This window comes from Kineococcus aurantiacus, assembly GCF_013409345.1.
Taxonomy (GTDB): domain Bacteria; phylum Actinomycetota; class Actinomycetes; order Actinomycetales; family Kineococcaceae; genus Kineococcus; species Kineococcus aurantiacus.
On the sequence record NZ_JACCBB010000001.1, the window covers coordinates 3,042,691 to 3,069,571 of the forward strand.

The following is a 26,881-nucleotide window of genomic DNA, read 5'->3' on the forward strand; positions in this document are numbered from 1 at the left end:
AGGTTCGGCCCGTGATCGGGACCGTCGACGAGGTCGTCATCGACTGCGCTGAACCGGCCGTGCTGGCGGCGTTCTGGGCGCGCGTCCTGGGCGGTGAACCCGTCGGGCGCGACGAGGCGTGGTGGTCCGTCGTGCCGCCGGGGTGGACCCAGCTGGCGTTCCAGAAGGTGCCCGAGACCAAGACCGTCAAGAACCGCCTGCACCTGGACGTGCGGGTGGACGACGTCGAGGCCGCCGCCGCGCGGGCCGAGGCGCTGGGGGCGCGCCGGGTGGGGCCGGTGCACCACGACCGGGCCGGTTCCTTCCAGGTCCTGCTGGACCCCGAGGGCAACGAGTGGTGCGTGGTGAAACCCGCCTGAGACCGGGCGCGGGGCGGGCCCCGCCGTCGCCGCTCAGGGCGCCGGGCGCAACCTCCGGCCGATGCCCTCGACCAGGACCCGGGCGGCGGCCCGCCCCGGGGCCGTCGGCAGCAGGGGGTAGACGTGCAGCTGGCCGGGCGCCTCGTGGAACTCCACGTCGCCGCCCACCGCGCGCAGCCGCCGGTCGAGCTCGCGGGCGTCGGGGTTGAGGATGTCGCGGGTGCCGGTGAAGACGACCACCGGGCCCAGGCCGCCGAGGTCGCCGAACAGGGGGCTGACCGCCGGGTCGGTCACCGGCAGGTCGCCGCTCCACGCCGCGGCCAGGGCGCGGGTGCCGGGGACCCCCAGCCACGGGTCGCGCGGCTGCACCCGGGGGATGCCCGGGTTGGCGAAGGTGAGGTCGAGAGCCGGTGAGACCAGCGTGGTCACCGGCACCCGCAGACCCTCGTCGCGCAGGTGCAGGGCGGTGGACAGCGCGATCTGCCCGCCCGCGGAGTCGCCCAGCAGCGCCGTCGGCCCGTACCGCCCGGTGCGCTCGCGGACGATCCCGGCCACCCGGTCGCGCACGACCCGGGCGCTGCCGTGGGGCAGGAGGGGGTAGACGGGCACCGTGACCACGGCCCCGGTGCCGGCGGCGACGTCGGCGGCCAGGCGCCACTGGGGGGAGCTGATCTGGTTCACCCACCCGCCGCCGTGGACGTAGACGACACCGCCCACGGGCGTGCGGGGCGCGGTCGGGGTGATCGAGTAGACGGGCCAGCCGCCGTCGGTGACCACGTCGACGCGCACGTCCGGGCGCAACCGGCGCGGGGGGCCGTACGCGGCCGGGCGCAGCGCGGCCTCGCGGACCCGGTCGCGCGCGCCCTGCTCGGTGACGTAGGGACGGTTGCGCCGCAGCAGCTTCACCACCACGGGAGCCAGGGCGCTGGCGGGGTCGGTCACGGGCCTCGGTCTCCTCCGGTCGGTCTGCCTCCCCACGGTGCCCCTGCGGCGGCCACCGCGCACGGGGGCGCGGGGGCACCGGACGGCCGGGGCACCCGCACGGTGACGCGGGAGTCGTCGCGGGTGGGGGGCACGACCTCCCCGGTCCACGGGTCCTCCAGGTGGCCGACCTCGACGACGATATCCACGGCCCGAACTCACGACGTCCCGGGCGCAGGCTTCGAGGTGCGCCGGCCCGGCGGCAGGGGCACCGTGACGTCGACCCCGGCCCTCGGCCCGCCCGCGGACCGCCGGGTGACGTCGACGGCTCGACCCGATCGAGGAGGACGGTGCGCGTGAGTCGACGTCGGGGACCGGTGGCCCTCGCGGCCTGCGCGGTGGCTTGCGCGGTGGCCTTCGCGGTGGGTGGGTGCGGCGCCCCGTCGTTCGAGGGGGCGGTGCCCGCCCTCTCGCAGCCGCAGACCGAGCAGGACCGGCTGCCGGCCCGTGCGAGCGGGGCGCGTGCCGAGGCCGTCGACCCCGGGTCGACCAGGTACCTCGGCGGCACCCAGGTGGCCGAGTACTGGGTGGGGCTCGACGGCGAGGAGATCTGCCTCGTCCAGTCGCTGCGGGGGACGGGGACCGTGGGGAGCTCCTGCGCGGGGGCCGACGTGTTCGAGCGGTCCGGCGTCCGGGTGAGCACGAGTTCCGCGGACGTGTCGGCCACGGGGCTCCTGGTCCCCGAGGGGTTCGACGCGGCCGACGCCACGGGGGACGCCGCGGGGGACGAGGAGTGGGTGGCCGTCAACGACAACCTGCTGGCCCCGGCGGACGAGGGCGGGTCGCCGGCCTCGTCCGGGTGACCGGGGCTCCGGGACCGGGACGGCGGTCCCGTCCTCCAGACTCACCCCGTGGACGCATCACACGCCCTGCTGACCGCTGCCGGTGTGCACGCGGGTTTCCAGGCGACGATCACCCTGGTCGCCTACCCGGCGCTGGTCGCGACGCCGGCGGGCTCGTGGGCGCAGGTCCACACCGCCCACTCCCGGCGCGTCACCCCGCTGGTCGCCGTCGTGTACGGGGCGGTGCTCGCCGCGTGGGTCTGGGTGTTCACCGACGGCGGGCTCGGCGCGGCCACGTGGGTGGCGGCCGCGGGCAGCGTCACCACGGGCGCGACGACCGCCCTGCGGGCCGCGCCGACCCACACCCGCCTCGGTCGCGAGGGCCCTCGACCGGAGCTGCTGCGCCGCCTCCTGCGCGCCGACCGCCTCCGGCTGGTGGGCGCGTCGCTGACCCTCGGTGGTGCGCTGGTCGCGGCCTGGTGAGTCGCGGTGTCGCGGCTCACCCGGGGGTTCCGTCGGGGGCGGCTCCGGCGCGGGTGCGGCAGTACGTGCGCGGGGCCTACGCGGGGTTGAGGCGTCGGCGCGGCAGCGGGCTGGAGTAGACGACGCTGGTGGTGATGCCGCCCAGGGTCGCCAGCTTGCCGGTGATGCGCTCCAGGTCCCGCATGGACCGGGCCAGGACCTTCAGGACGAAGCAGTCGTCACCGGTGACGTGGTGGGCCTCGACGACCTCGGGGGTGACCTCCAGCAGGTCGTGGAACGGCTTGTAGTTGCCCGTGGGGTAGGCCAGGCGCACGAACGCCGTCACGGCGTAGCCCAGCGCCTCCGGGTCCAGGGTGGCGCTGTAGCCGGTGATGACCCCCGTGTCGGTGAGGCGACGCAGCCGCTCGGCGGTGGCGCTGGCCGAGAGGTTGATCGCCCGGGCCAGGTCGGCGACGCTGATCCGGCCGTCCCGTTGCAGCTGCTCCAGGATGCTGTGATCGGTCGCATCGAGGATCGGCCGGGGATTCGTCGCCACGACCGCGAAAGTACCAGCGGATCGACGGCGGTACCGCGTCAGAGCCGTGGATGGTCCCTGGTGCGGCCGAGGCCGGTCGAGTTCGATGGTGGGCATGTCGAACCCGATCTCCGCGGTGGACTTCTTCGCCGCCAAGCTGGCCCACCAGACCGACCCCGCCGACCTGGCCGCCGCCCGCGCCGCCGGCGCAGCACCGCTGGTGCTCGACGTGCGCTCGGAGGCGGGGTGGAGCCAGGGCCGCATCCCCGGCGCGGTGCACCTGCCCGGCGCGCAGGTGCACGACGGCATCGCGGCCCTGGCGCCGGACCTGGACACCCCGATCGTCGTGTACTGCTGGGGGCCGGGCTGCGACGGCTCCACCAAGGCCGCCTTCACCCTGGCCTCGATGGGCTACACCCGGGTCCAGGAGCTCATCGGTGGCTTCGAGTACTGGGCCCGCGAGGGGTTGGCGGTCACCACCGACACCGGACGGTCCCGCCGGACCCCGGACGACCTCGTCGCCCCGGTCCCCGTGGGGTGACGGGCTCCGGTGGGGACGGCGCCGCCGTGCGGCGCGTTCCCGCCGTCGGGGACCGGGGCAGGGGCGGACCCCGGCCCGGGACCACCCCGCCACCACCTCCCGCGAACGACCCGGGGCCACGCGCACGGCGGAGGGGCGGTTCGCGCTGACCCTCGCCCTCGACGGCGCCGGCACGTGAGGAGCCGTCCCGACCCCGGGACCTGCCTCGTCGTGCGGTGCCCCGCGCAGCGGGAGTGCCGCGTCGTGAACCCTTCGCAGCGCTCGAGCAGGTCGGGACGCACCACGGCAGCGGGCAGCGGTGGGTGGTCCCATACCGGGTGGCGGTGGCCGGGGTGGCGTCTGATGATGGTGAGGTGCGCTGCGGCGCTCGGCGTCGATCGCTGGAACCCCTCGGTGACTCGGCCACGACCCAGGAGCCCGCCGATGAGGCAGTACGCGGTCCGCACCCTGACCGGGCCGGTCCACCAGGGGACCGGGGGGCTCGAACGCCGGGTCCGGTCACGGTGAACGCACGGGGTCGCGAGCAGGGGGGACGAGGGGAGCCCGCCCCGAGGAGCCCGGACGGGCAGACGACCTCGGGGGACGTCGCGGACCGCGCGCGCGGGTCGGTCGCCCAGGGCGTCCGGCGGCTGATCGTCGTGGCCCTGCTCCTGGTCGTGGTCGCCGGGGGAGCGGGCTCGTTCGGGGTCCGGACCAGCCGGGCGAGTGCGTCGGGCGGCGGCTACGAGCTGACCGTGACCTACCCCAGGACGGCCCGGGCCGGTCTGGACGCGCAGTGGGGCGTGGACCTGACGGCCCCGCCGGAGGGCTTCGGGGACCAGGTCGTGCTCGCCGTCAGCAGCGACTACTTCACCTTCTGGGAGGAGCAGGGCTTCAGCCCCGGACCCGCCCAGGAGACCAGCGACGGTACGTGGGACTACATGACGTTCGACCCGCCGCCGGGACGACGGTTCTCGCTGTCGTTCGACGGGTACGTCCAGCCCAGCAGCCAACGTGGTGGCGACGGTGAGGTGGCCGTGCTGACGGGTGGCCGGCGCGTGGTCTCCGTGGCGTTCTCGACCTGGCTCGCACCCTGAGGAGGGCACCCGTGGAGATCGTCGTGCGCGCCGTCGTCGTCTTCTTCTTCCTGTGGCTGGTCACCCGCGTCACCGGCCGTTCCTCACTGGGTGAGCTGAGTTCGTTCCAGATCATCATCTACACCGCGATGGGTGACCTGGTGCAGCAGGCGGTCACGCAACAGGACTACTCGCTGACCGCCGGGGTGCTCGTGATCGGCGTCTTCACGTTGCTGACGCTGCTGCTGTCCTGGGTCAACGTCCGGTTCCCGGGACTCCGCAAGGTGGTGCACGGCACACCCGTCCTGGTGGTCCGCGACGGGGAACCCCTGCTGGACGTGCTGCACCGCGAGCGGATGTCGCTGGACGACCTGAGGGCGGCAGCCAGGCAGCAGGGGATCCGGCGGTTCAGCGAGGTGGACGTCGCCGTGCTGGAGACCGACGGCCAGGTGTCGTTCCTGCGGGCGGGCTGACAGGCCCGCCGCGCCCGGGGTGACCTCCCGTGAGGTGCCCCCCCCGCACGCCGGACGCCCGGCCCCCACGGGGGACCGGGCGTCCGGGAGGGAGGCGTCTCAGGCGCGGGGGCGGCCCAGCGCGCGGTACGTCCAGCCCGCGGCGCGCCAGCGGCCGGGGTCGAGGGCGTTGCGGCCGTCGAGGATCCGCTTCTCCTTGACCAGCCCGGAGATCGTGGCCGGTTCCAGGTCGCGGTACTCCTTCCACTCCGTCAGCAGCAGCACCACGTCGGCGCCGCGGACGGCCTCCTCGACGGTGTCGGCGTAGGAGATGTCCGGGACGGCCTTGCGGGCGTTGTCCAGCGCGGCCGGGTCGGTCAGGACGACGTCGCCGCCCTGCAGGCGGATCTGCGCGGCCACGTTCAGCGCGGGGGAGTCGCGGATGTCGTCGGACAGGGGCTTGAACGCGGCCCCCAGCACCGCCACGCGCTTGCCGATGAGGGAGCCGTCGCAGACCTCGCGGGCCAGGTCCACCATGCGGATGCGGCGCCGCATGTTGATCGAGTCGACCTCGCGCAGGAACGTGAGGGTCTGGTCGGCGCCCAGCTCCCCGGCGCGCGCCATGAACGCGCGGATGTCCTTGGGCAGGCACCCGCCGCCGAACCCGAGGCCGGCGTTGAGGAACTTGCGCCCGATCCGGTCGTCGTGGCCGATGGCGTCGGCGAGCTGGGTGACGTCGGCGTTGACCTTCTCGCACAGCTCGGCCATCGCGTTGATGAACGAGATCTTGGTGGCCAGGAAGGAGTTCGCGGCGACCTTGACGAGCTCGGCGGTCTGGTAGTCGGTGACGATCAGCGGCGTGCCGCGCTTGAGGGGCGTGGCGTAGACCTCGTCCAGCAGCGCCTTGGCGGCCTTGCCCTCGGTGGTGCCCTGCCCGCCGGGGACGCCGTAGACGAGGCGGTCGGGGGTGAGGGTGTCCTCCACGGCGTGGCCCTCGCGCAGGAACTCGGGGTTCCAGGCCAGCGCCGCGCCCGGCTCCTTGTCGGCGACCTTGGCGGCCAGGCGGGCCGCGGTGCCGACGGGGACGGTGGACTTGCCGATGACCAGTTCACCGGCGGCCACGTGCGGCAGCAGGCTGTCCACGGCGGAGTCGACGTACTTCATGTCCGCGGCGAACTCGCCCCGCTTCTGCGGGGTGCCGACGCAGACGAAGTGCACGGCCGAGCCGGCGGCCTCGGCCATGTCGGTGGTGAACCGCAGGCGGCCGGTGGCCATGGTGCGTTCGAGCAGTTCAGGCAGCCCCGGCTCGTAGAACGGGGCGCGAGCGGCCTGCAGGGCCGCGACCTTCTCCGGGTCGACGTCGATCCCGATGACCTCGTGCCCCAGCTCGGCCATGCACGCGGCATGGACGGCGCCGAGGTACCCACATCCGATGACAGTCATCCGCATGGTGCGCACAGTAGCGACCTGGTTGCGGTCTGAGAACCAGCAGAGCGTGTGGGTAAGGTGCGCACGGGTCCCGCGGTCACGACTGGTTGAAGTCGTGACACTCTGTGGCTCAAGCTCCGGCCGTCCTGGGTCGAGACCCTGAGCCACGGCACGTCCCACCGGAAGGTCACCATGCGTTTGCGTCCCCGCACCCTCGGCCTCGCCGCCGCCCTCGCGCTGAGCACGACGCTCGTGGCCGGTGCCGCCCCCGCGACGGCGTCCCCGGGGGTCGACCTCAAGGCCGCCCAGGCCAGCCGCGTCTACGGCGCCGACCGCGTCGGCACGGCCGTCGCGGCCTCCAAGTCCTTCTCCGGCGGCGCGGCCGACGCCGTCGTCCTGACCCGCTCGGACACCTTCGCCGACGCCCTGGCCGGCGCCCCGCTGGCCTCGGACAAGGGCGGCCCGCTGCTCATGACGTCCCGCACGGCCCTGCAGCCCGAGGTCGCCGCCGCCATCCGGGACACGCTCAAGAGCACCGGCACCGTCTACCTCCTCGGCGACGGCAACGCCCTGTCCGCCGGCGTCGAGGACGCCGTGCGGGCCCTCGGCTTCCGCACCCAGCGCGTCTCCGGCTCCGACCGCTTCGGCACCGCCGTCGAGATCGCCAAGCTGCTGCCGGCCGCCTCCACCGTCTCGGTCGTCACCGGCTGGAACTTCCCCGACGGCCTCGCCGCCGGCTCCCTCATGGGCGTCGTCGACACCAGCTCCGCGCACAGCATCGGCGTCGTCCTGCTCAGCGACGGCGCCAACCTCGGCCCCGCCACCCAGGGCTACCTCGCCGGCCGCGCCTTCGACACCAAGCTGGCCGTCGGCGGCACCGCCGTCACCGCCGTCCGCAAGTACGAGACGGGCTGGGCCGAGCTGGCCGGCGCCGACCGGTACGACACCGCCGCGCTGGTCGCCAAGCAGTTCACCTCCAGCGCCTTCTTCAAGGACGCCACCACCGTCATCGGCGTCGCCACCGGCGAGAACTGGCCCGACGCGCTGGCCGGGTCGGCGCTGCTGGCCTACGCCGGCGGCCCCATGCTGCTGACGGCCAAGGCGTCCCTGCCGGCCAGCACCCGCGGCGCCATCGACGTCATCAAGGCCGACGCCGTCGACAACGGCAGGTCCATCACCGACGTCCTCGTGTTCGGGGACCAGAACTCGGTCTCCGACGCCGCCTACGACGCGGTCGTCGCCGCCGCCGGCTGACCCTCACGCCCCCGCAGCAGGCCCGTCACCCTCGTGGTGGCGGGCCTGCTCCGGTGTGGGGGCCTCGTCCAGCGCCAGCCGCCGGGCGAGCTGGGTGACCGTCTCCTCCAGCGCCCGCGAGCGCCGGTAGGAGGAGACGACGAACCCGAGGAACGCCACGACCAGCCCGTACAGCAGCAGGTCCGCGCCGCGGCCGACGCCGACGACGTTCGCGACGGCCGTCACGGCCGTGGGCACCAGGATGCTGGCCACGGCGAGCGCGACGAGGGCCCCCAGCAGCAGCCGGCGGACGGCCTGGTGGCGCGCGCCGGCGGTGCTGCGGACGAGGAGGACCCCGACGACGAGGACGACGACGAGCAGCAGGACCTGGATGACGAGCACGACTACCCCAGCAGGGTCTCGACGAGGATGTTGACGCTGTTCAGCAGCGACTGGCCCTTGGAGCGGGAGTAGTCGGTGTAGAGGACGTGGACGGGCTGCTCGGCCCAGCGCAGGTCCGAGCGGCCGACCTGGTGGACGATCTCGCTGGCGTGCGCCATCCGGTTGTGCCGGATCCGCAGCGCCTGCGCCCCGCGGCGGGAGAACACCCGCAGGCCGTTGTGGGCGTCGGTCAGCCGCATCCCCGTGGTCCGGTTGGTGTAGACGACGGCGGCGCGCAGCACCAGGCGCCGCACGGGGTCCAGCTCGGTGCGCCCGTCGAGGAAGCGGGTCCCGAAGACGACGTCGAGGTCCTCGGCGTGCAGGCGGGTCACCATGGCGGCGGCGTCCTCGACGCGGTGCTGGCCGTCGGCGTCGAACGTCACGACCGACCGGGTCAGGGGGTCGCGCAGCGCGTAGGCGATGCCGGTCTGCAGGGCGGCGCCCTGACCCAGGTTCACGGCGTGCCGGACGACGACGGCCCCGGCGGCCCGGGCCCGCGCGGCGGAGTCGTCGCCGCTGCCGTCGTCGACGCACACGACGTGCCGGAAGCGGGTGCGCAGCCCGTGCACGACGTCGCCGATGACGGCCGCCTCGCAGAACAGGGGCACGACGACCCACGTCCCGTCGAACCCGGGGTCGGGGTCCGCCGGGGCGGGTGCGGGGGAGTGGGCTGAGGTGGTCACGGCCCGTCCATCATGGCCGGTCCCGCGCCCGGGGTCGCGCATCGGCGAGGATGACGCGCGTGAAGTCCCTGCTGTCGACGGTCCGCACCCTGCTCTCCCTCCTGCCGGCGGGCAGTTCGCGGTTCGTCGCGGTGTACTGCACCGCCCAGGCGCTGCTGAGCGTCTTCGACGTCGCGGCGCTGGGCCTGCTGGCGGTGCTGCTGCCGGCGGCGGTCAGCGGGGACGGCCGGCTGGCGCTGGCGCTGCCGGTCCTGGGGGACCGGGTCAGCACGGTGCAGCTCATCGTGCTGATCTGCGTGGCGAGCCTGCTGCTGGTCGTGAAGTCCCTGGCGCAGCTGGCGCTGGTGCGGTGGGGGGTCGTGCGCTTCGCCGGGCACGAGGTCGACGTCGCCGACCGGCTCGTGCGGGCCTACCTGTCGGCGTCGTGGGCCTACCGGCTGCGGGCGTCGTCGGCGCGGGCGGTGCGCACGGTCGACGAGTCGCTCAACCATGCGTTCAACGGGTTCCTCATGCCGTTCTCCAGCCTCGTCGCCGAGGTCGCCTCGCTCGTGGCGGTCGGGGTCGTCGTGCTCGTCGCGGCGTGGCAGACCGCGATCGTCGCGGCCGTCTACTTCGGGCTCGTCGCGGTGCTGCTGTACTCGGTGATCGCCAAGCGGGCCGCGGCGGCGGGGCGGCTGGCGACGTCGGCGAGCGTGCACACGATCCGGCTGGTGCAGGAGTCGTTCGCGACGACGAAGGAGATCACCCTGCGCGGGCGCGGGGACCAGCTGGCGGGGGTGGCGCGGGAGGTGCGCACCGGCAGCGCGCGGGCGCGCGGCATGGCCTTCTTCTACTCGGTGGGGCCGCGGTTCGTGCTGGAGGCGGCGCTGCTGGGCGGGTTCCTCGTCGTCGGCGGCGTCGCGGTGCTGACGCAGGGGGTCACCGAGGCGGTGTCGGCGATCGGGCTGTTCGCCGTGGCCGGGTTCCGGGTCGTGCCGTGCCTGACGCGGCTGCAGTCGGTGTTCGCGACGATGCACGCCCACGAGCCGAACGCGCAGGAGGTGCTGGAGGCGCTGCGGGAGACCGGCGCCGCGGGGGCCCTGCCGCCGCGGTTCGCGCCCGTCGACCCCGCCGGGCTGCCCGCGGGGGCCGTCGAGGTCGTCCTGGAGGACGTGACCTTCACCTACCCCGGCAGCGACCGGCCCGCCCTCGACGGGGTCTCGCTGCGGGTGCCGGCGGGCGCGCGGGTGGCGGTGGTGGGCCGCTCGGGGTCGGGCAAGTCGACGCTCGTCGACGTCGTGCTGGGGCTGCTGACGCCGTCGTCGGGGCGGGTGCTGGTCGCGGGGGCGCCGCTGGCCGACGTCGCCGCGGCCTGGCGCGGGCGCATCGGGTACGTGCCGCAGGAGGTGGCCCTGCTCGACGCCGACGTGGCCGCGAACGTCGCCCTGTCGTGGCGGCCGGAGGAGGTCGACGAGGCGCGGGTGCGCGAGGTGCTGGCCGCCGCCCAGCTCAGCGACGTGGTCGCGGGGCTGCCGCAGGGCACCGCGACGCCCGTGGGCGAGCGCGGCCTGCGGCTCTCGGGCGGGCAGCGGCAGCGGCTGGGCATCGCCCGGGCCCTGTACACCGACCCCAAGGTGCTCGTGCTCGACGAGGCGACGTCCGCGCTGGACGCCGCGACCGAGGCCGCCGTGACGGCGACCGTGGCGGGGCTGCACGACGACGTGACGGTGCTCGTCGTCGCGCACCGGCTCGCCACGGTGCGCGACTGCGACGCCGTCGTGCTGCTGGAGCAGGGCCGGGTCGTGGACGTGGGGACGTTCGACGAGGTCGTGGCGCGCGTGCCCGACTTCGCCGTGCAGGCCGAGCTGTCGGGGCTCACGAGTTCCTGAGGAGGCTCCTGAGGGGGCCTCAGGTCAGCTCGGCGCGGACGCGGCGCAGCTGCGCGAGGGCGGCGTCGACGAGGTCGGCGTCCAGGGTCCCCGCGCTCTCGATGCGCACCTCGTCGCGGCCCGCCCCGCCCGCGAACACGGTGACGGTCACCGTGCCCAGGACCGGCTCGGGTTCCGGCGGCCAGTGCGACGTCCGCGCGGGGGTCGTCCCGTCGTCGAACGCGAGGGTCAGCGTCGAGGAGAACGCGCCGCTGCGGTCGTTGAACACCGTCGTCCCGGGCCGCCGCCGCGGCGACGCGCCCCACGGCCAGGCCCGCACCGCCCGGAAGCGGTACCCGTCCTGGTCGGGGACGGCCTCGAAGGTGAACTCGACCTCCTCGCCCTCGCGGGGGTCCGCGCCGTCCCGGCCGGTGATCTGCGAGACGTGCACCCAGCACCCCCCGGGGGTGTCGGGGCTGTCCAGCACGCCCCAGCCCTCGTCGTCGTGCCACGCGCGGACCGTCCCCCGGGAGCTCACGGGCCGATCGTGGCACGCGCCGGGTCATGGGGGGCGTGCTTGATCACCGAAGTGCTTGATCACCGAAGTGCTTGATCACGGGAGTGCTTGATCACGGAGGGGTGGGGGGCGGGGGTGTGCCTGCGCGCCGCGTGGCGGCCCGGGGGACCGCGGGGCCGGTCGGTAGGGTCACCGGTCGTGTCGCCGCTGGTCCGCATCGCGACGCGGACCTACCCGCCGGACGTGGGGGCCGCGCCGTTCCGCCTGCGCGCCCTGGCCCGCGCCCTGGCCGGGCGCGGCTGCGACGTCGAGGTCCTCACCACCACCGGTCCGCCCACCCCCGACGACCCGGGCGTCCGCACCCGCCGCGCGCCCGTGCTGCGCGACGGCGACGGCGCGGTCCGCGGCTACCTGCCCTACCTGTCCTTCGACGTCCCCCTCACCGCGCGGCTGCTCACCGGCCGCCGCCCCGACGTCGTCGTCCACGAGCCGCCCCCGACCACGGGGGTCGTCACGCGCCTGGCGTCGCGGCTGCGGGGGATCCCCTACGTCTCCTACCTGCCCGACGTGTGGTCCCAGGGGGCCGTCGCCGCCGGAGCCCCGCGGCCGGTCCTGCGGGGCGTCGAGCTCGCCGAGCAGCTCGCCCTGCGCGGTGCCGCGCGGGTCCTGGCCGTCACGGCCGGCATGGCCGAGGAGGTCGTGCGCGGCGGCGTCGACCCCGACCGGGTGCGCGTCGTCGGCAACGGCGTCGACGTCGAGGTGTTCCGGCCCGCCCCGGACAGCACCCCGGAGGTCGCGCCGGAGGGCGCCTTCCACGCCGTCTACAGCGGGACCATGTCGGAGTGGCAGGGCGCCGGCGTCTTCGTCCGCGCCTTCGCCGAGCTCGTCCGCGAGCGCCCCGGCGCGCGGCTGACGATGGTCGGCGGCGGGGTCGACGTGCCCCGGCTGCGGGAGCTGGCCCGTGGCGTGCCGGGGGTGGAGCTGCCGGGCACGGTCCCGCCGGAACGGGCCGCGGCGCTGCTCGCCCGCGCCGACGTGGCGCTGGCCTCGCTCGTGCCCGGCACGGGGTACGACCTGATGTCCCCGACGAAGATCTTCGCCGCGACGGCGTGCGGGACGCCCGTCCTGTTCGCCGGGGTCGGGTCGGGCGCGGACCTGGTGCGCGCCCACGACCTCGGGCAGGTCGTCGCCCACGACCCGGCCGCCGTCGCGGAGGCGTTGCGCCGCAGCGCGTCCCCGTCGCCGTCGCGGCGGCGGGAGCTGCGCCGCTTCGCGGTGGCGCACGGGTCGCTGGCCGCCGCCGCCGAGCGCGCGGCCGACGCCGTCCTGGAGGTGCTCCGGTGACGTCCAGCCCGCCCTGGCACCCTGTGCCGGTGCCCGCCGACCCCGGACCCCGCCCGTGACCCGCCCCGAGCCGACCCCGGGCCAGGGGCCCGTCGTCGCGGTCGTCGTCGCGTACGACCGCCGCGAGCTGCTGCTGGAGGGGCTGCGGGCGCTGGCCGCGCAGACCCGCCGCCCCGACGTCGTCGTGGTCGTCGACAACGCCTCCACCGACGGGTCCGCCGACGCCGTCCGGGCGTGGGCCGGCACCAGCCCGGGCCCGGTGGTCGACCTGGTCCGGCTGGAGCGCAACACCGGCGGCGCGGGTGGTTTCGCCGTCGGCCTGGCCCGCGCGGTCCGCCGCCACCGCGCCGGTGCCGTGTGGCTCATGGACGACGACACCGTCCCCACCCCCACCGCGCTGCAGACGTCGCTGGAGGCGATGGCGGCCACCGGGTCGGTCCTCGTCGCCAGCCGCGTCGTGTGGACCGACGGCCGCGACCACCCCATGAACACCCCCCGTGAACGCCCCCGGGCCTCGGCCGCCGAACGGGCCGCGGCGGCGGCGGCCGGGTGCGTGCCGGTCCGCTCGGCCAGCTTCGTGGCGCTGCTGCTCGACGCGGGCGCCGTCCGGGAGGAGGGCCTGCCGCAGGCCGCGTTCTTCCTGTGGAACGACGACTTCGAGTACACGACCCGGCTGCTGCGCACCCGCCGCGGGGTGACCTGCGCGGCCAGCGTCGTCGAGCACCGCACCCGCGTCTTCGGGGCCAGCGACGCCGACCCGGGGGAGCGGTTCGCCTGGGAGGTCCGCAACAAGGTCTGGACGTTCACCCGCAGCCGCTCCCTCGGCGGCGCCGACACCGTCCGCTACGGCGGGGCGACCCTGCTGCGCTGGGGGCGGACCGTGGCCCGCTCCCAGCGGCGCGGGGTCCTGCTGCGGGGGCTGGCCGACGGCCTGCGGCAGGGCACCGGCGCGCCGCGGCCCACCGCGGAGGTGCTGGCCCCGGGCCTGCCCGCCGACGTGCTGGCCGACGTCATCGCGGTCGAGGACGCCGCCGGCCGCGAGACCGGCGCCGTCCAGCGCCCCGACCCCGCCGGGCAGCCTCCCGTGGACCCTGCCGTGGGCCCCGCGGTGGACCCCGCGGTGGACCTCGCCGGGCAGCTGCCGCCGTTCTCGGTGCTGCTGCCGGTGTGGGCGCGCGACGACGTCGCGCAGCTGCGCCGCGCTGTCGCCAGCGTCACGGCGGAGCAGACCCTGCCCCCGGCCGAGCTCGTCGTCGTGCGCGACGGGCCCGTCCCCACGGCGCTGCAGGTCGAGCTGAACGTCCTGCGCCACGACCCGCCCGGCGGGGTGCCGGTGGTGGTGGTGGAGCTGCCCGCCAACGTGGGGCTGGCCCGCGCCCTGGAGGAGGGGCTGCTGCGCTGCACCCACGACGTGGTGGCGCGGATGGACGCCGACGACGTCTCCCTGCCGCACCGGTTCGCCGCCCAGCTGCCGCTCATCGCCGCCGGCGCCGACCTCGTGGGCGCGGGCCTGCTGGAGATCGGCGCCGACGAGGACGACGTCCTGGGCCGCCGGGTGCCGCCCGTGGGCCGGGCCCGCATCGACCGCGCCGCCCGCTTCCAGGACCCCTTCAACCACCCCACCGTCGTGTACCGGCGCAGCGCCGTCGCCGCCGCGGGCGGGTACCGGGACCTGCCGCTCATGGAGGACTACTGGCTGTTCGCGCGGATGATCCTGCGGGGCGCCCGCTGCGAGAACCTCGCCGAGCCCCTCGTGAAGTACCGCGTGGGCGCGCAACCGGGGGAGGGGTCGTACGCCCGCCGCGGCGGCCTGGCCCTGTGGGTCTCCGAGCTGCGCCTGCAGCGGCACCTGCTGGGTGACGGGTTCACCACCCCTGCCCAGTTCACCCGCAACGTCGCCCTGCGCGGCGGGTACCGGTTCCTGCCCGAGGGCGTGCGCACCGCCGGCTACCGCTGGTTCACCCGGTACCGGCCCGGACCCTCGTGACCCTGCCGTCCGCGGCCCCGGCCTTCTCGACCTGGACGGCCCTGGTGCCGGTGGTCCTCGGCGCGGCGGCGCTGCTCGTGGTGCCCGGGCTGCTCACCGGCTGGGCGCTGCGGCTGCGGGGGGTGGTGCTGCTGACGGCCGCCCCCGCCCTCACCGTCGCCCTCACCGGCACCACGGCCCTGGTGGCCCCGCACCTGGGGCTGCGCTGGGACGCCGGGACGGTCGCGGCGGCGCTGGCCGTCGCGGTGGCCGCCGCGGCCCTCACCGGCCGCGTCCTGCCTCGGTCCCTGCGCCGCGGCCGCGCCGACGACCCCCCGCGCGAGACCGGGCCCGTGCTGGCCGTCGTCGCCGGGACCCTGCTCGGCGCGGCCGTCGCCGCCGCCACCACCGCCCGCGGCCTGGGCCGCGCCGACGTGGTCTCCCAGGGGTTCGACACGATCTTCCACCTCAACGCCGTGCGCTGGGTGCTGGACACCGGCAGCGCGTCCCCCGTCGACGTGGGCCGCCTCACCTCCCGCGACGCGGCCTCGGCGTACTACCCGGCGGCCTGGCACGGGCTGGCCGCCCTCGTGGCCGAGCACTCCACCCCCGTCGCCGCCGCCAACGCCCTCGTCCTGCTCGTCCCCGGCCTCGCGTGGTCCCTCAGCTGCGCCCTGCTCGTCCGGGCGCTGTGCGGGGCCCGGCCCCTGCCGCTGCTGCTGGCCCCCGTCCTGGCCCAGGGGTTCGTCGCCTTCCCCTGGTACGTCGACCGCGGCGGGCTGTGGCCGCTGGTCCTGGGCACGGCCCTGGTCCCCGCGCTGCTCGGGGCCCTGGCCCTGGCCACCGCCGGCGGCGAGCGCGTCGGGTCCGCCCCCGCCGACGTGCGCTGGCGGGCCGCGCTCGTGGCCGTCGCCGCGGCCGGGGCCTGCGGGCTGGCCCACCCCGACGCCTTCTTCACCGGCGCGCTGCTGGCCCTGGTCCTGCTCGTCGTGACGGTCGTGCCCGCGCACCTGCTGCCCTGGCGCGGCGCCCGGGCGCAGTGGGCGGTCGTGGCCGGCACCGCCGGCGGGGCCGCGGTCGTCGCGGCCGGCGGGTGGCTGTTCCGCGAGCAGCTGGCCAGCGTCGCGCGCGCCGACTGGCCCGCGACCCGCAGCGTCGGCAAGGCCGTCGTGGAGGTGCTCACGGGCGCCCCGGCCGGCGCGGGGTCCTCCTGGGTCGTGGCCGCGCTCGTGCTGCTCGGCGCGGTCCGCGCCGCGCGGGACGTGGCGTGGCGCTGGCTCGTGGTGGGCCACGTCGTCGTGGGGGCGCTGGACGTGCTCGCCGCCGCGGTCGACGCGCCGGTCTCCCAGCTGCTGACGGGCCTCTGGTACAACGACCGCGGCCGGCTGGCCGCCAGCCTGCCGGTCACCGGGACCGCGCTCGCGGTCCTGGGGGTGCTGTGGGCCGCCGACGCGCTGCGGCGCCGGGCGGTGCGGGCCGCGCTGGCCACCGCCGCGGCCCTGGCCGCCGTCGTCGCGCAGGTCGGCGGGAGCGCGGCGCAGCTGGCCAAGAGCAACGCCGACGCGGCCGAGGACCCCCGCACCTCCCTCGTCACGCTGGCCGAGCAGCGCTTCCTGGAGGGGCTGCGCCGGTACGTGCCGGAGGGGGCCGTCGTGGCGGGCAACCCGTGGGACGGCAGCTCCTTCGCGTACGCGCTGTCGGGGGTGCCGGTGCTCTACCCGCACCTGCGGGGCAACTTCCCGCAGGACTGGGTCTTCCTGGCCGACCACCTGCAGGACGCCGGGACCGACCCCGCGGTGTGCGCGGCGCTGGGGCGCACGGGCGTGCGCTACGTCCTGGACGACGGGCAGCTGTGGCGGCCCCCGAAGCTGGAACCGGCCGGGTACACCGCCTTCCGCCTCTTCCAGGGACGCCCCGGCTTCGTGGAGGTCGCCTCCGGCGGCGGGGTCACCCTCTACGAGATCACGGCCTGCGACCGGTGAGGCGGGAGCGAGCGGTCGTGGCGCGCCGGTCCGGGAGCACCGGCGGGGGCGGCTAACCTGGCGGGCATCATGCCTACGCTCACGAGTGAACGCGCCCGCACGACCACCCGCGGAGGTGCCCGGTGACCGTCGACGCCGACCTCGTCATCGTCGGTTCGGGGTTCTTCGGGCTCACGGTGGCCCGACGCTGCGCCGACGACCTGGGCCTGAAGGTCCTCGTGCTGGAGCGCCGCACCCACATCGGCGGCAACGCGTACTCCGAGGCCGAGCCGCAGACCGGCATCGAGGTGCACCGCTACGGCGCGCACCTGTTCCACACCTCGAACGAGCGGGTGTGGGACTACTGCAACCGTTTCACGAAGTTCACGAACTACGTCCACCGGGTGTTCACGACCTACCGCGGTGAGGTCTACCCGATGCCCGTGAGCCTGGCCACGATCAACCAGTACTTCCGCAAGGCGCTGACCCCGGCGCAGGCGCGCGGACTGGTCGCCGAGCAGGCCGCCGAGCTCGACACGGCCGGCGCGTCGAACTTCGAGGACAAGGCGATCTCGCTCATCGGCCGCCCGCTGTACGAGGCGTTCTTCCGCGGCTACACCGCCAAGCAGTGGCAGACCGACCCGCGCGAACTGCCCGGGGAGATCGTCACGCGCCTGCCCGTGCGCTACACGTACGACAACCGGTACTTCAACGACACGTACGAGGGGCTGCCCGTCGACGGGTACACCGCCTGGCTCGAGCGGCTCGCCGACCACCCGAACATCGAGGTCCGCCTCGAGTCCGACTTCCTGCACGACGGCCCCCTGGGCAAGGCGGCCGTCGTGGGGCAGGTCCCCGTCGTCTACACCGGCCCCGTCGACGCCTACTTCGGCAACGCCGAGGGCGAGCTGACGTGGCGCACGCTCGACTTCGAGCAGGAGGTCCTGCCCGTCGGGGACTTCCAGGGCACCCCCGTCATGAACTACGCCGACGAGGACGTCCCCTTCACCCGGACCCACGAGTTCCGGCACTTCCACCCCGAACGCTCCTACCCCGACGACGCGACCGTCGTCGTCAAGGAGTTCTCCCGGTTCGCCGGCCGCGGGGACGAGCCGTACTACCCGGTCAACACGCCCGCGGACCGGCAGCGGCTGCTGGCCTACCGCGACCTGGCCCGCGGTGAGCGCGGCGTCCTGTTCGGCGGCCGGCTGGGCACCTACAAGTACCTCGACATGCACATGGCCATCGCCGCGGCGCTGTCCATGGTCGACAACAAGCTCGTCCCGCACTTCCGGGACGGGGCCGGCCTGACCAGCGGCGGGGTGGACGCGTGAGCACGCAGATCGTCGAACGTCCGGGGGCGACCTGGACGACCGTGCACCGCGTCGTGCTGCCGATGGACGTCGACGCCGACGACCTGGCGCTCTACGTCGACTACGACAGCGCGGTGTCCGCCGGCGACGGCGTCGCGGCGCGGCCCGGCGACGTGTCCGACGCCCCCGCCGGTGACGCGGCGCAGCCGTCCCGCTCCGTCGCGTACCGCAGCGAGGGGCACCGGGAGAACGTCCGGGGCCGGCGCGGGCTGGCCGTCGACGCCGGGTCACGGGTCTCGTTCGGGACGTACTTCAACGCCTTCCCCGCCAGCTACTGGCGGCGCTGGACGGCGGCGACCGCGGTGCGGCTGCGCGTCGACCTCGCCGCGGCCGGCACGGTCGTGGTCTACAAGTCCAACGCGCGCGGGCTGCGCCAGCGGGTCACCGCCTGCGCGGTCGCGGCGGGGGGGACCTTCACCGCCGACCTGTCGCTGGCGGCGTTCGGCGACGGCGGCTGGTACTGGTTCGACCTCGTCGCCGGGGCCGAGGCCACGGCGCTGCGCAGCGCCGAGTGGCAGGTCACCGACGCCGCCGGCGGGGCGCCCGCGGCGCGGTCCACGCTGTCCATCGCGGTCACCACCTACAACCGCCCCGACTACTGCCTGGCGCTGCTGCGCGCGCTGGCCGGGGCCGAGGGGGTGCGCGCGGTCCTCGACGAGGTCATCGTCATGGACCAGGGCACCCAGCTCGTGCAGGACGAGGCCGGCTTCGCCGACGTGGCCGCCGACCTCGGCGACCAGCTGCGCGTCGTGCGGCAGGGCAACCTCGGCGGCTCCGGCGGGTTCAGCCGCGGGATGCGCGAGACCCTGCGGGCGGGCCGCAGCGACTACGTCCTGCTGCTCGACGACGACATCGTCGTGGAACCCGAGGGGGTCCTGCGGGCCCTGCAGTTCGCCCAGTGGTGCCGCCGGCCCACCATCGTCGGCGGCCACATGTTCGACATGTTCGACCGCGGCGTCATGCACTCCTTCGGCGAGCGCGTCGAGCGGTACCGGTTCTTCTGGGGCTCGGTCCCGGGGGTGCGCGAGCGCCACGACCTGTCGGCGCAGAACCTGCGGGCGACGCCGTTCATGCACCGCCGCGTCGACGTGGACTACAACGGCTGGTGGATGTGCCTCATCCCGATGTCGGTCGTGCGCGAGGTCGGCCTGTCGCTGCCGGTCTTCATCAAGTGGGACGACGCCGAGTACGGGCTGCGCGCGGCCGACGCGGGCTTCCCCACGGTGAGCCTGCCGGGCGCCGCGGTGTGGCACGTGTCGTGGCTGGACAAGGACGACGGGCTGGACTGGCAGGCGTACTTCCACGAGCGCAACCGGCTCGTGGCGGCCCTGCTGCACTCCCCGTACGACCGCGGCGGGCGCATCTTCCGCGAGAGCGTCTTCACCGACGTCAAGCACCTCATCTCGATGCAGTACTCCACCGAGGCGCTGCGGCTCATGGCGCTGCGCGACGTGCTGTCCGGGCCCGAGCACCTGCTGGCCTCGCTGCCCACCCGCACCGCCGAGGTCCGGGCCGCGCGCAAGGAGTTCGGCGACGCGCAGGCGTCGGCGGACATCGACTCCTTCCCCCAGCCCAAGGCCGTCAAGCCGCCGCGCAAGGGCAAGGAGCCGACGTCCCCGAACCGCTTCACGCTGCTGCCGTGGGCGGCCGGGGTGGTCGCGCGGCAGCTGACCCCGCCGGAGGAGGTCGCCACCCGGCGCCCGGAGAAGCACGTCGCGGCGATGGACGCCACGTGGTGGCGGCTGGCGCACCTGGACTCGGCCGTCGTCTCGACCGCCGACGGCACGGCCGCGGCGTGGTACCGCCGCGACCCGCGCACGTTCCGCCGCTTCCTGCGCGAGAGCGCCGCCGCGCACCGCGACCTGTGGCTGAACTGGCCGCAGCTGTCGAAGGCCTACCGGGCCGCGCTGGCCGGGTTCACGTCCCCGCAGGCCTGGGACGAGGTGTTCGACGCGAGCACCGTGTCGATCGCCACGGGCACCCAGCTCGCGGCGGACCCCGCGGTCGGCCCGGTGGGTGAGAGGCGCTGAGCGGAGTGGTGTCGCGCCCGGTCGGCGCCCCCGACGCCGACGGTTTCACCGTCCCCGGTCGCGGCCGGGGGCTGCTCGACGTCGTCGAGCGCCGGTACCTGCTGAAGCTGCTGGTCCGCAAGGAGCTGCGCGTCCGCTACCAGGGGTCGCTGCTCGGGCTGCTGTGGAGCTACGTCAAGCCGGCCGTGCAGTTCGGGGTCTTCTTCTTCGCCCTGGGCGTGTTCCTGGAGCAGAACAAGGCCATCCAGGACTACGCGGTGTACCTGTTCTCCGGGATCGTCGTCATCAACTTCTTCTCGGAGTCCTTCGGCAACGCGACGCGGGCGGTGACGGGCAACGCGGCGCTGGTGAAGAAGATCTACCTGCCGCGCGAGCTGTTCCCGGTGGCCTCGGCGTGGGTGGCGGCGGTGCACTTCCTGCCGCAGCTGGTGATCCTGCTGCTGGGGACGGTCGTGTCCGGGTGGCGGCCCACGGTGTGGCAGCTGCTGGCGGGGGTGCTGGGCTTCGTCGTCGTGGCGACCCTGGCGACGGGCCTGGGCCTGTTCTTCGGGTCGATCAACGTGCTGTTCCGCGACTTCGAGAACATCGTCGACCTCATGCTGCTCGTCGTCACGTGGACGTCGCCTGTGCTGTACACGTGGGACACCGTGCAGCGGGCCGTCCCGGGGTGGCTGTGGCAGGTGTACCAGCTGAACCCGGTGACCAGCGGCGTCGAGCTGTTCCACTACGCGTTCTGGTTCGGCGCGACCCGGCCGGGGGCGGGACCGGCGGCCACGCTGCCGCCGAACCTGCTGTGGCACGGGGCGCTGGCGCTGGCCGTGGCGCTCGTCGTCCTGGTGGTGGGGCAGCTGACGTTCCGCCGCCTCGAGGGCCGATTCGCGCAGGAGCTGTGATGACGGGGCCGAACGGGCGCGCCGACACCATCCGGGTCGAGGGCGTCAGCAAGCAGTTCCACCTGCGGCACGACCGCAGCCTGAAGAACCTCGTGGTGTCGGCGTTCCGGGGCAAGGACCTCGGCAACTCCTTCGCCGCGCTCGACGACGTCGCCCTCACCGTCGGGGAGGGGGAGACCGTCGCGCTGCTGGGCCTGAACGGGTCGGGCAAGTCGACCCTGCTCAAGCTCATCTCCGGTGTCATGACCCCCGACGCCGGCAGCGTGCGGGTGCGGGGCCGCATCGCCGGCCTCATCGAGGTCGGCGCCGGGTTCCACCCCGACCTGACGGGCCGGGAGAACGTCTACCTCAACGGGGCGATCCTCGGCATGGACGAGGCCACCATCACCCGCCGGTTCGACGAGATCGTCGCGTTCAGCGAGATCGAGCGGTTCATCGACACCGAGGTGAAGTTCTACTCCTCGGGGATGTTCCTGCGGCTGGCCTTCGCGGTGGCCGTGCACACCGACCCCGAGATCTTCCTCATCGACGAGATCCTCGCCGTGGGGGACGCCCCGTTCCAGCAGAAGTGCCTGGCCCGGATCCGCGAGCTGCGGGCCGAGGGCCGCACCCTGGTCATCGTCAGCCACGACCTGGACATGGTCGAGAAGCTGTGCGACCGCGGGGTCGTGCTGGAACGCGGCCGGGTCGTGGCCGACGAGGACATCTCCTCGGCCGTGGCGCGGCTGCGCTGATGCCGGCCCGCCCCCCGACCCGCACCCCCGCCCCGACCAGCCCTCCGAGCCCCGTGAAGGACGCCGTCTTGTCCCAGCCGCCCGCCCCGCCCGCCGCGCTCCCCGAGGAGCCGGCCCCCACGACCGCCGACCTGCGGGTCCTGCTGGGCGTCCAGCGCCGGCTGGCGACCCCGCCCGTCGTGCGCACCGCGCAGCTCATGAGCCACGCCGGGGAGCACGCCGCCGTGTGGATCGCCGCGGGCACCCTCGGCGCGCTCGTGGACCGGCCCCGCCGCCGCCGCTGGGTGGAGGCGACCGCCGGGGTCGTCGCCGCCCACGGGGCCAGCGTCGTCGTCAAGCGCATCACCCGCCGGGTGCGGCCCTCGCACCCCGGCGTCCTCGTCCACGCCGGCACCCCCAGCCGCTTCAGCCTGCCCAGCTCCCACGCGACCTCCACCACGGCCGCCGTCGTCGCCTTCGGCGCGCTCGTCGGGCGCGGGAAGCTGGCGCCGCTGGTGCCGGCGATGGCGCTGTCCCGGCTCGTCGTCGGCGTGCACTACCCGACCGACGTGCTGGCCGGCAGCGTCCTGGGCGCGGTCGTCGGCGCGACCGCCCCGCGCTGGTTCGCCCGCGTCGGCGGTGCCCGGTGAACGCCCTCGGCGGCCTGCTCAAGACCGCCCGGCCGCGGCAGTGGGTCAAGAACGTCCTCGTCGTCGCCCCGCTGCTGCCCGCCGGGGCGGCGCAGCTGACGGGGGAGGCCTTCGCGGGGGCCGGCGTCGCGTTCGTCGTGTTCTGCGTCATCGCCAGCGCCGTGTACCTCGTCAACGACGCCAAGGACGTCGAGGCCGACCGCGCCCACCCGCGCAAGAGGTTCCGGCCCATCGCGGCCGGGGTCGTCTCCCCGGGCGCCGCGTACGCGACGGCGGTCGTCCTGTTCGTCGTGGGGCTGGGCGTCTCGGCGCTGTGGGACCCGTACCTGGCCGTCGTCATGGCCGTGTACGCCGCGATCCAGCTCGCCTACTGCTTCGGCATGAAGCACGAGCCGCTCATCGAGCTGGCCAGCGTCGCCTCCGGGTTCCTGCTGCGCGCGCTGGCCGGCGGGGTCGCCGCCGGGATCCAGCTGTCGTCGTGGTTCCTGCTGACGACGGCGTTCGGCTCGCTGTTCATGGCCGCCGGCAAGCGGTACGCCGAGGCGCGCCAGGGCGAGGAGACCGGCCGGGCCGTGCGCAAGGTCGTCCAGAAGTACACGCAGACGTACCTGCGGTTCGTGTGGACGCTGTCGGCCACGGTCGTCGTCACGGCGTACTCGCTGTGGTCGTTCCAGGTGCTGGCCCCCTCCAGCCCGGCGTGGTCGGTCATCTCGATCATCCCGTTCGTGCTGGCGATCCTGCGGTACGCGATCGACGTGGACCGCGGGGAGGCCGAGGAGCCCGAGGAGCTGGCCCTGCACGACCGGGTCCTGCTGGTCCTGGCCCTGTCGTGGGTGGTCGTGCTGCTGCTGGCGGTCTACGCGTGAGCCCGGGGGAGAGCGCGGCCGGGGCGTCGCGGGAGTGGTGGCGCCACCACCGCGTGCAGGAGGTGCTGCGGTTCCTCGTCACCGGTGGCCTCGCCTACCTCGTCGACGTGGCCGTCTTCAACCTGCTGCTGCTGGGGTTCGGCGTCGACTCGGTGTGGTCGAAGGTCGTCTCCAGCGTCGTCGCGATCGCCGTCGCGTTCCTCGGCAGCCGCTACTACACGTGGCGGGACCGGCGCTCGCAGAACCCGGGGCGCGAGTACGCGCTGTTCCTGCTGCTGAGCGTCATCGCGGCGCTGCTGCAGGTCGCCTGCCTGTGGGTGTCGCACCACCTGCTGGGCCTGACCTCCCCGCTGGCCGACAACATCTCCTCCAACGTGGTCGGCATGGCGATCGCCACGGTGTTCCGCTTCGTGACGTTCCGGACGCTCGTCTTCCCCGACCGGTCGTGACCGCCACCACCACCGCCCGCCGGCTGGCGTGGGTCCCGCTGGGCCTCGCGCTGGTCTGGTCGGTGGTGGTGCTGACGACGGGCGTCACGACGCAGTCGTGGCAGCCGGGCTACGACCTGTCGGTGTACCGCGACGGGGCCCGGGACCTGCTGGCCGGCCGCGACCTGTACGACCGGGTCACGGTGCGCGGGCACCACTTCGTCTACCCGCCGTTCGCGGCGGTGCTCTTCGTGCCGCTGGCGCTGCTGCCGCTGCGGGTGGGGCTGCTGCTGTGGGACGCCCTCCTCGTCGTGGTGCTGGTCCGCGTCGGGGGGCGGCTGCTGCGCCGGGCCGGGGTGCCCGTGGCGCTGGTGCCGACGGCGCTGGCCCTGGTGGTGGTCTCCGACCCGTTCCGGGAGGCGCTGGTGCTGGGGCAGGTCAGCCCGCTGGTGGTGCTGGCGCTGGTCGCGGGGGTCGCGCTGGGGGGCACGTGGCCGCGGGCCGGGGGGCTGGCGGCGGGGTTCGCCGCGGCCGTGAAGGTGACCCCGGCGCTGCTGGTGGTGCTCGTCGTGGAGCGCCGGTGGCGGCGGCTGGTGGGCTGGACGGTGCTGGTGGCGGGGGTGGCCACCCTGGTCGGCCTGGTGGTGGCCCCTCGCTCGTCGCTGCGGTTCTTCCTCGACGTGGCGTGGGACTCCGCGCGCGTCGCGCCGCCGGGCACGACGAGCAACAACTCCCTGGCCGGGGCCTTCGCGCACGCGGGGGTGCCGGCGTCCGCGGCGGGGGTGGCCGGGCTGGTCGCGGCGCTGCCGGTCCTGGCGCTGCTGCTGCTGGCGGCCCGCTGCGGGGGCTCTCGCGGTGCCGGCGGGGTCGGCGGGGTCGAGTTGGGCCTGGCGGTGAGCCTGGCCAGCGCCCTGGTGAGCCCGGTGAGCTGGACGCACCACGTGCTGGCCGCGCCGCTGGCCGCGTGCGCGCTGGCGCTGGGGGGCCGGGGGTGGCGCGCGGCCGCGGCGGGGGTCGCGGGGGTGGTGTGGCTGCTGCCGGTGCTGCAGTGGGCGGCGCTGGCCGGGGGGCTCGGCGGGGTGGCGCTGGCGCTGACCCGGCCGGTCTCGGCGCTCGTGCTGCTGGTCCTGCTGGCGGGGCGGGTGGGGCGTCAGGTCACGGACGGGTTGCGAGTGACACGAGGCGGTTGACGGACCGTAGATCACCAAGCACAGTCGGTAACTGTGCGACAGCGACTGGTCCCCGCGGCCCTGGGGGCGGGCCTCCTGGCGTCCCTCGTCACCGGCATCACCCACCCCACCGACGCCACGGCCGCGATCACCACCTCGGTGACCTACCCCACCCCGGCCTCCGGCGCCTGGACCGTCACCGGCCAGGGCTACGGCCACGGGTACGGGCTCTCGCAGTGGGGGGCGCAGTCCCGCGCCGTCGCCGGCCAGGACCACCGCCGCATCCTCGCCGACTACTACCCCGGCACGACCGTCGGCACCCGCGCCGACCGCACCCTGCGCGTGCAGCTGTCCCGGTTCGCCGGCAACGAGGTCTACCTCGAGGCCGAGAACCAGCCGCTGTGGATCGGCGACGGAACCGCGAAGGTGCCGGCCGGGCAGCGGCTGCAGGTCACCTGGGACGGGTCCGCGCTCGTCCTCACCGCCTGGGCGCCGGGCTGGGTGAAGGTCTGGTCGCAGCGCTGGACGACCATCCCCACCGTCACGACGATCGTCGGCGGCCCGGGCAACGGCATCTGGGTCGAGCGGGTCGACGGCAGCGGCAACCTCTACCCCGGGTCCATCTCCTTCCCGCTGTCCTCCCCGGTGACGCCGGTCAACAACGTCGGCCTCGAGGAGTACCTGCTGGGCGTCGTGCCGCGCGAGTCCCCGGCCTGGTTCGCCACCGAGGCGCTGAAGGCGCAGGCCGTCGCCGCCCGCAGCTACACCCTCTCCACGCTGAAGCCGGCGTCCTCGCCGTACGACATCTGCGACTCCGAGTCCTGCCAGGTCTACGCCGGCATCCGCTCGCACACCGCCTCCGGCGCCGTCACCGAGCTGCAGTCCGCCTCCACGACCGCCGCCGTGCGGGCCACCGCCGGGGAGATCCGCGAGTACCAGGGCGCCGCCGCCTTCACCCAGTTCTCCTCCAGCAACGGCGGCTGGTCGGCCACCGGCAGCAAGCCCTACCTCGCCGCCCGCGAGGACCCCTGGTCCTCCCCGGCCGGCAAGGTCCCCCAGGACACCGTCGCCCGCTGGACCGCCCAGCTGCCCGTCGCGACCGTCGCCGCGAACTGCCCGAACGGCGGGGCGCTGCGCTCGATGACCGTCACCCGGCGCACCGGCGACGGCGTCTGGGGCGGGCGGGTCCTCGAACTCGTCCTGCGCTGCAGCACCGGCGACAAGACCCTCGCCGGCACCTCCGTCGCCCGCTTCGGCTCCACGCTGAAGTCGTCGTGGTGGACCGTCGTGCCCGGCGGGTCGGCCGACATCACCGCCTACTGGCGCGCCGCGGGCGGCGACGCCTCCGTCCTGGGCCGGCCCACGTCCGACGTCTTCGCCCTGCCCCAGGTCGAGGGGTCGTACCAGAACTTCGAGCGCGGGGCCGTGTACTGGTCCCCGCGCTCGGGCGTGCACGCCGTGCGCGGCGCGATCCGCGACGCGTGGGGCCGGCTGGGCTGGGAGAACTCCGCGCTGGCCTTCCCCAGCACCGACGAACGCCCGCTCGCCCTGCGCGGCGGCGCCTTCCAGCAGTTCCTCGGCGGGTCGCTGTACTGGTCCCCGGCCACCGGCGCCCACGAGGTCCGCGGCGCGATCCGCGACCGCTGGGGCGCGCTGGGCTGGGAGACCGGCTACCTCGGCTACCCCACGAGCGACGAGCGGCGGCTGGCCGCCGGGGCCTACGCCACCTTCGAGGGCGGGTCGGTGTACTGGTCCCGGGCCACCGGGGCCCACGCCGTGCGCGGTGCGATCCGCGACGCCTGGGGCCGCACCGGCTGGGAGGACGGCGTCCTGGGCTACCCCGTGACCGACGAGCTGAAGCTGTCCGGCGGCGCCTTCACGGCCTTCGCGGGCGGGTCGGTGTACTGGTCCCCGGCCACCGGGGCCCACGTCGTGCGCGGCGCGATCCGCGACGCGTGGGGCGCCCAGGGCTGGGAGACCGGCCGTCTGGGCTACCCCACGAGCGACGAGCGCGCCGTCGCCGGTGGCCGCCGCAGCGACTTCCAGGGCGGGTCGATCACCTGGACGCAGAGCGGCGGGGCCGTCGTCACCTACTCCTGAGCCGCCGGCCGCACCACCGCCCGTGGGGGGGTGGCGCGGCCCGGTCGCCGGTAGGGTCCAGCGCAGGTCGCC

Annotated in this window: 26 protein-coding genes; 20 read left to right on the top strand and 6 right to left on the bottom strand. The window is 75.2% G+C overall.

From position 1 onward, the window contains the following. Positions 1–11 precede the first annotated feature (11 nt). Entirely contained in the window at positions 12–359 is a 348-nt protein-coding gene (locus BJ968_RS14740) for a VOC family protein (protein ID WP_179753073.1), read from the top strand. A 33-nt stretch (positions 360–392) separates the two neighbouring features. Here BJ968_RS14740 and BJ968_RS14745 read toward each other — a convergent pair whose 3' ends face one another. Next, a complete protein-coding gene (locus tag BJ968_RS14745) occupies positions 393–1,301 on the bottom strand; it encodes an alpha/beta hydrolase fold domain-containing protein (protein ID WP_179753075.1) in 909 nt (302 codons plus the stop codon). Between the two features lie 335 nt (positions 1,302–1,636). On the opposite strand from BJ968_RS14745, the gene BJ968_RS14750 reads away from it, so the two are divergent. Both BJ968_RS14750 and BJ968_RS14755 read left to right on the top strand, forming a co-directional pair. Beyond that, a complete protein-coding gene (locus BJ968_RS14750) occupies positions 1,637–2,143 on the top strand; it encodes a hypothetical protein (protein ID WP_179753077.1) in 507 nt (168 codons plus the stop codon). Positions 2,144–2,191: 48 nt separating this feature from the next. After that, positions 2,192–2,605: a hypothetical protein gene (locus BJ968_RS14755; RefSeq protein WP_179753079.1), complete on the top strand. Its 414-nt coding sequence runs from the start codon at positions 2,192–2,194 to the stop codon at positions 2,603–2,605. Positions 2,606–2,681: 76 nt separating this feature from the next. On the opposite strand, the gene BJ968_RS14760 is transcribed toward BJ968_RS14755, so the two are convergent. Further along, positions 2,682–3,140, bottom strand: a complete 459-nt coding sequence (locus BJ968_RS14760; protein WP_179753082.1) for a winged helix-turn-helix transcriptional regulator — start codon at positions 3,138–3,140, stop codon at positions 2,682–2,684. Positions 3,141–3,225: 85 nt separating this feature from the next. Between BJ968_RS14760 and BJ968_RS14765 the strand changes: the two genes are divergently transcribed. From BJ968_RS14765 to BJ968_RS14775, 3 genes are all read left to right on the top strand, one after another. Further along, positions 3,226–3,660 carry a rhodanese-like domain-containing protein gene (locus tag BJ968_RS14765; protein ID WP_218885070.1) on the top strand — a complete coding sequence of 145 codons (435 nt, stop codon included), beginning with the start codon at positions 3,226–3,228 and terminating at the stop codon, positions 3,658–3,660. 503 nt (positions 3,661–4,163) lie between these two features. Beyond that, a complete protein-coding gene (locus BJ968_RS23795; protein WP_218885071.1) occupies positions 4,164–4,736 on the top strand; it encodes a hypothetical protein in 573 nt (190 codons plus the stop codon). Positions 4,737–4,747: 11 nt separating this feature from the next. Continuing rightward, positions 4,748–5,188, top strand: a complete 441-nt coding sequence (locus BJ968_RS14775; RefSeq protein ID WP_179753086.1) for a YetF domain-containing protein — start codon at positions 4,748–4,750, stop codon at positions 5,186–5,188. Between the two features lie 99 nt (positions 5,189–5,287). Here BJ968_RS14775 and BJ968_RS14780 read toward each other — a convergent pair whose 3' ends face one another. Then, positions 5,288–6,616: a UDP-glucose dehydrogenase family protein gene (locus tag BJ968_RS14780; protein WP_179753088.1), complete on the bottom strand. Its 1,329-nt coding sequence runs from the start codon at positions 6,614–6,616 to the stop codon at positions 5,288–5,290. A 171-nt stretch (positions 6,617–6,787) separates the two neighbouring features. On the opposite strand from BJ968_RS14780, the gene BJ968_RS14785 reads away from it, so the two are divergent. Next, entirely contained in the window at positions 6,788–7,849 is a 1,062-nt protein-coding gene (locus tag BJ968_RS14785; RefSeq protein ID WP_179753090.1) for a cell wall-binding repeat-containing protein, read from the top strand. Between the two features lie 3 nt (positions 7,850–7,852). Here BJ968_RS14785 and BJ968_RS14790 read toward each other — a convergent pair whose 3' ends face one another. Further along, positions 7,853–8,230, bottom strand: coding sequence for a DUF2304 family protein (locus BJ968_RS14790; RefSeq protein ID WP_179753092.1), 378 nt, complete (start codon positions 8,228–8,230; stop codon positions 7,853–7,855). 2 nt (positions 8,231–8,232) lie between these two features. Beyond that, entirely contained in the window at positions 8,233–8,952 is a 720-nt protein-coding gene (locus BJ968_RS14795) for a glycosyltransferase family 2 protein (RefSeq protein WP_343078049.1), read from the bottom strand. A gap of 59 nt (positions 8,953–9,011) precedes the next feature. Between BJ968_RS14795 and BJ968_RS14800 the strand changes: the two genes are divergently transcribed. Continuing rightward, complete coding sequence (locus tag BJ968_RS14800) at positions 9,012–10,820, top strand: ATP-binding cassette domain-containing protein (RefSeq protein ID WP_218885072.1); 1,809 nt, start codon at positions 9,012–9,014, stop codon at positions 10,818–10,820. Between the two features lie 19 nt (positions 10,821–10,839). Here the strand turns inward: BJ968_RS14800 and BJ968_RS14805 are convergent, their stop codons facing one another. Continuing rightward, positions 10,840–11,337, bottom strand: coding sequence for a cold shock domain-containing protein (locus tag BJ968_RS14805; protein WP_179753099.1), 498 nt, complete (start codon positions 11,335–11,337; stop codon positions 10,840–10,842). 177 nt (positions 11,338–11,514) lie between these two features. Here BJ968_RS14805 and BJ968_RS14810 point away from each other — a divergent pair, with 177 nt between their 5' ends. From BJ968_RS14810 to BJ968_RS14865, 12 genes are all read left to right on the top strand, one after another. Further along, entirely contained in the window at positions 11,515–12,660 is a 1,146-nt protein-coding gene (locus tag BJ968_RS14810) for a glycosyltransferase (protein ID WP_179753101.1), read from the top strand. A 55-nt stretch (positions 12,661–12,715) separates the two neighbouring features. Further along, positions 12,716–14,647: a glycosyltransferase gene (locus tag BJ968_RS14815; RefSeq protein WP_179753103.1), complete on the top strand. Its 1,932-nt coding sequence runs from the start codon at positions 12,716–12,718 to the stop codon at positions 14,645–14,647. Continuing rightward, complete coding sequence (locus BJ968_RS14820) at positions 14,644–16,608, top strand: DUF6541 family protein (RefSeq protein ID WP_179753105.1); 1,965 nt, start codon at positions 14,644–14,646, stop codon at positions 16,606–16,608. Before BJ968_RS14815 ends, BJ968_RS14820 begins: the two co-directional genes overlap by 4 nt. Before the next feature lie 122 nt (positions 16,609–16,730). After that, entirely contained in the window at positions 16,731–17,921 is a 1,191-nt protein-coding gene (glf, locus tag BJ968_RS14825; protein ID WP_179753107.1) for a UDP-galactopyranose mutase, read from the top strand. Beyond that, positions 17,918–19,990, top strand: coding sequence for a glycosyltransferase (locus BJ968_RS14830; protein WP_218885073.1), 2,073 nt, complete (start codon positions 17,918–17,920; stop codon positions 19,988–19,990). Before glf ends, BJ968_RS14830 begins: the two co-directional genes overlap by 4 nt. 8 nt (positions 19,991–19,998) lie before the next feature. After that, a complete protein-coding gene (locus tag BJ968_RS14835; protein WP_179753109.1) occupies positions 19,999–20,883 on the top strand; it encodes an ABC transporter permease in 885 nt (294 codons plus the stop codon). Further along, a complete protein-coding gene (locus tag BJ968_RS14840; protein WP_179753112.1) occupies positions 20,883–21,617 on the top strand; it encodes an ABC transporter ATP-binding protein in 735 nt (244 codons plus the stop codon). The genes BJ968_RS14835 and BJ968_RS14840 overlap by 1 nt, the downstream gene beginning before the upstream one ends. Positions 21,618–21,685: 68 nt before the next feature. Continuing rightward, positions 21,686–22,246: a phosphatase PAP2 family protein gene (locus BJ968_RS14845; protein WP_246314123.1), complete on the top strand. Its 561-nt coding sequence runs from the start codon at positions 21,686–21,688 to the stop codon at positions 22,244–22,246. Beyond that, positions 22,243–23,112 (top strand): decaprenyl-phosphate phosphoribosyltransferase, encoded by an 870-nt coding sequence (locus BJ968_RS14850; RefSeq protein WP_343078050.1) that lies wholly within the window; start codon positions 22,243–22,245, stop codon positions 23,110–23,112. The genes BJ968_RS14845 and BJ968_RS14850 overlap by 4 nt, the downstream gene beginning before the upstream one ends. Beyond that, positions 23,109–23,561, top strand: a complete 453-nt coding sequence (locus BJ968_RS14855; protein WP_179753116.1) for a GtrA family protein — start codon at positions 23,109–23,111, stop codon at positions 23,559–23,561. Before BJ968_RS14850 ends, BJ968_RS14855 begins: the two co-directional genes overlap by 4 nt. After that, on the top strand, positions 23,558–24,730 hold the full coding sequence (locus BJ968_RS14860) for a glycosyltransferase 87 family protein (protein WP_179753118.1): 1,173 nt from the start codon (positions 23,558–23,560) through the stop codon (positions 24,728–24,730). The genes BJ968_RS14855 and BJ968_RS14860 overlap by 4 nt, the downstream gene beginning before the upstream one ends. A 33-nt stretch (positions 24,731–24,763) precedes the next feature. Beyond that, a complete protein-coding gene (locus BJ968_RS14865; protein WP_179753120.1) occupies positions 24,764–26,809 on the top strand; it encodes a SpoIID/LytB domain-containing protein in 2,046 nt (681 codons plus the stop codon). The last annotated feature ends 72 nt before the right edge of the window (positions 26,810–26,881 follow it).

What these genes read in the sequence shown, in the direction of transcription:
- BJ968_RS14785 (WP_179753090.1), top strand. Translation starts at nt 6,788, where the DNA reads ATGCGTTTGCGTCCCCGCACCCTCGGCCTCGCCGCCGCCCTCGCGCTG.
- BJ968_RS14765 (WP_218885070.1), top strand. Translation starts at nt 3,226, where the DNA reads ATGGTGGGCATGTCGAACCCGATCTCCGCGGTGGACTTCTTCGCCGCC.
- BJ968_RS14780 (WP_179753088.1), bottom strand. Translation starts at nt 6,616, where the DNA reads ATGCGGATGACTGTCATCGGATGTGGGTACCTCGGCGCCGTCCATGCC.
- BJ968_RS14840 (WP_179753112.1), top strand. Translation starts at nt 20,883, where the DNA reads ATGACGGGGCCGAACGGGCGCGCCGACACCATCCGGGTCGAGGGCGTC.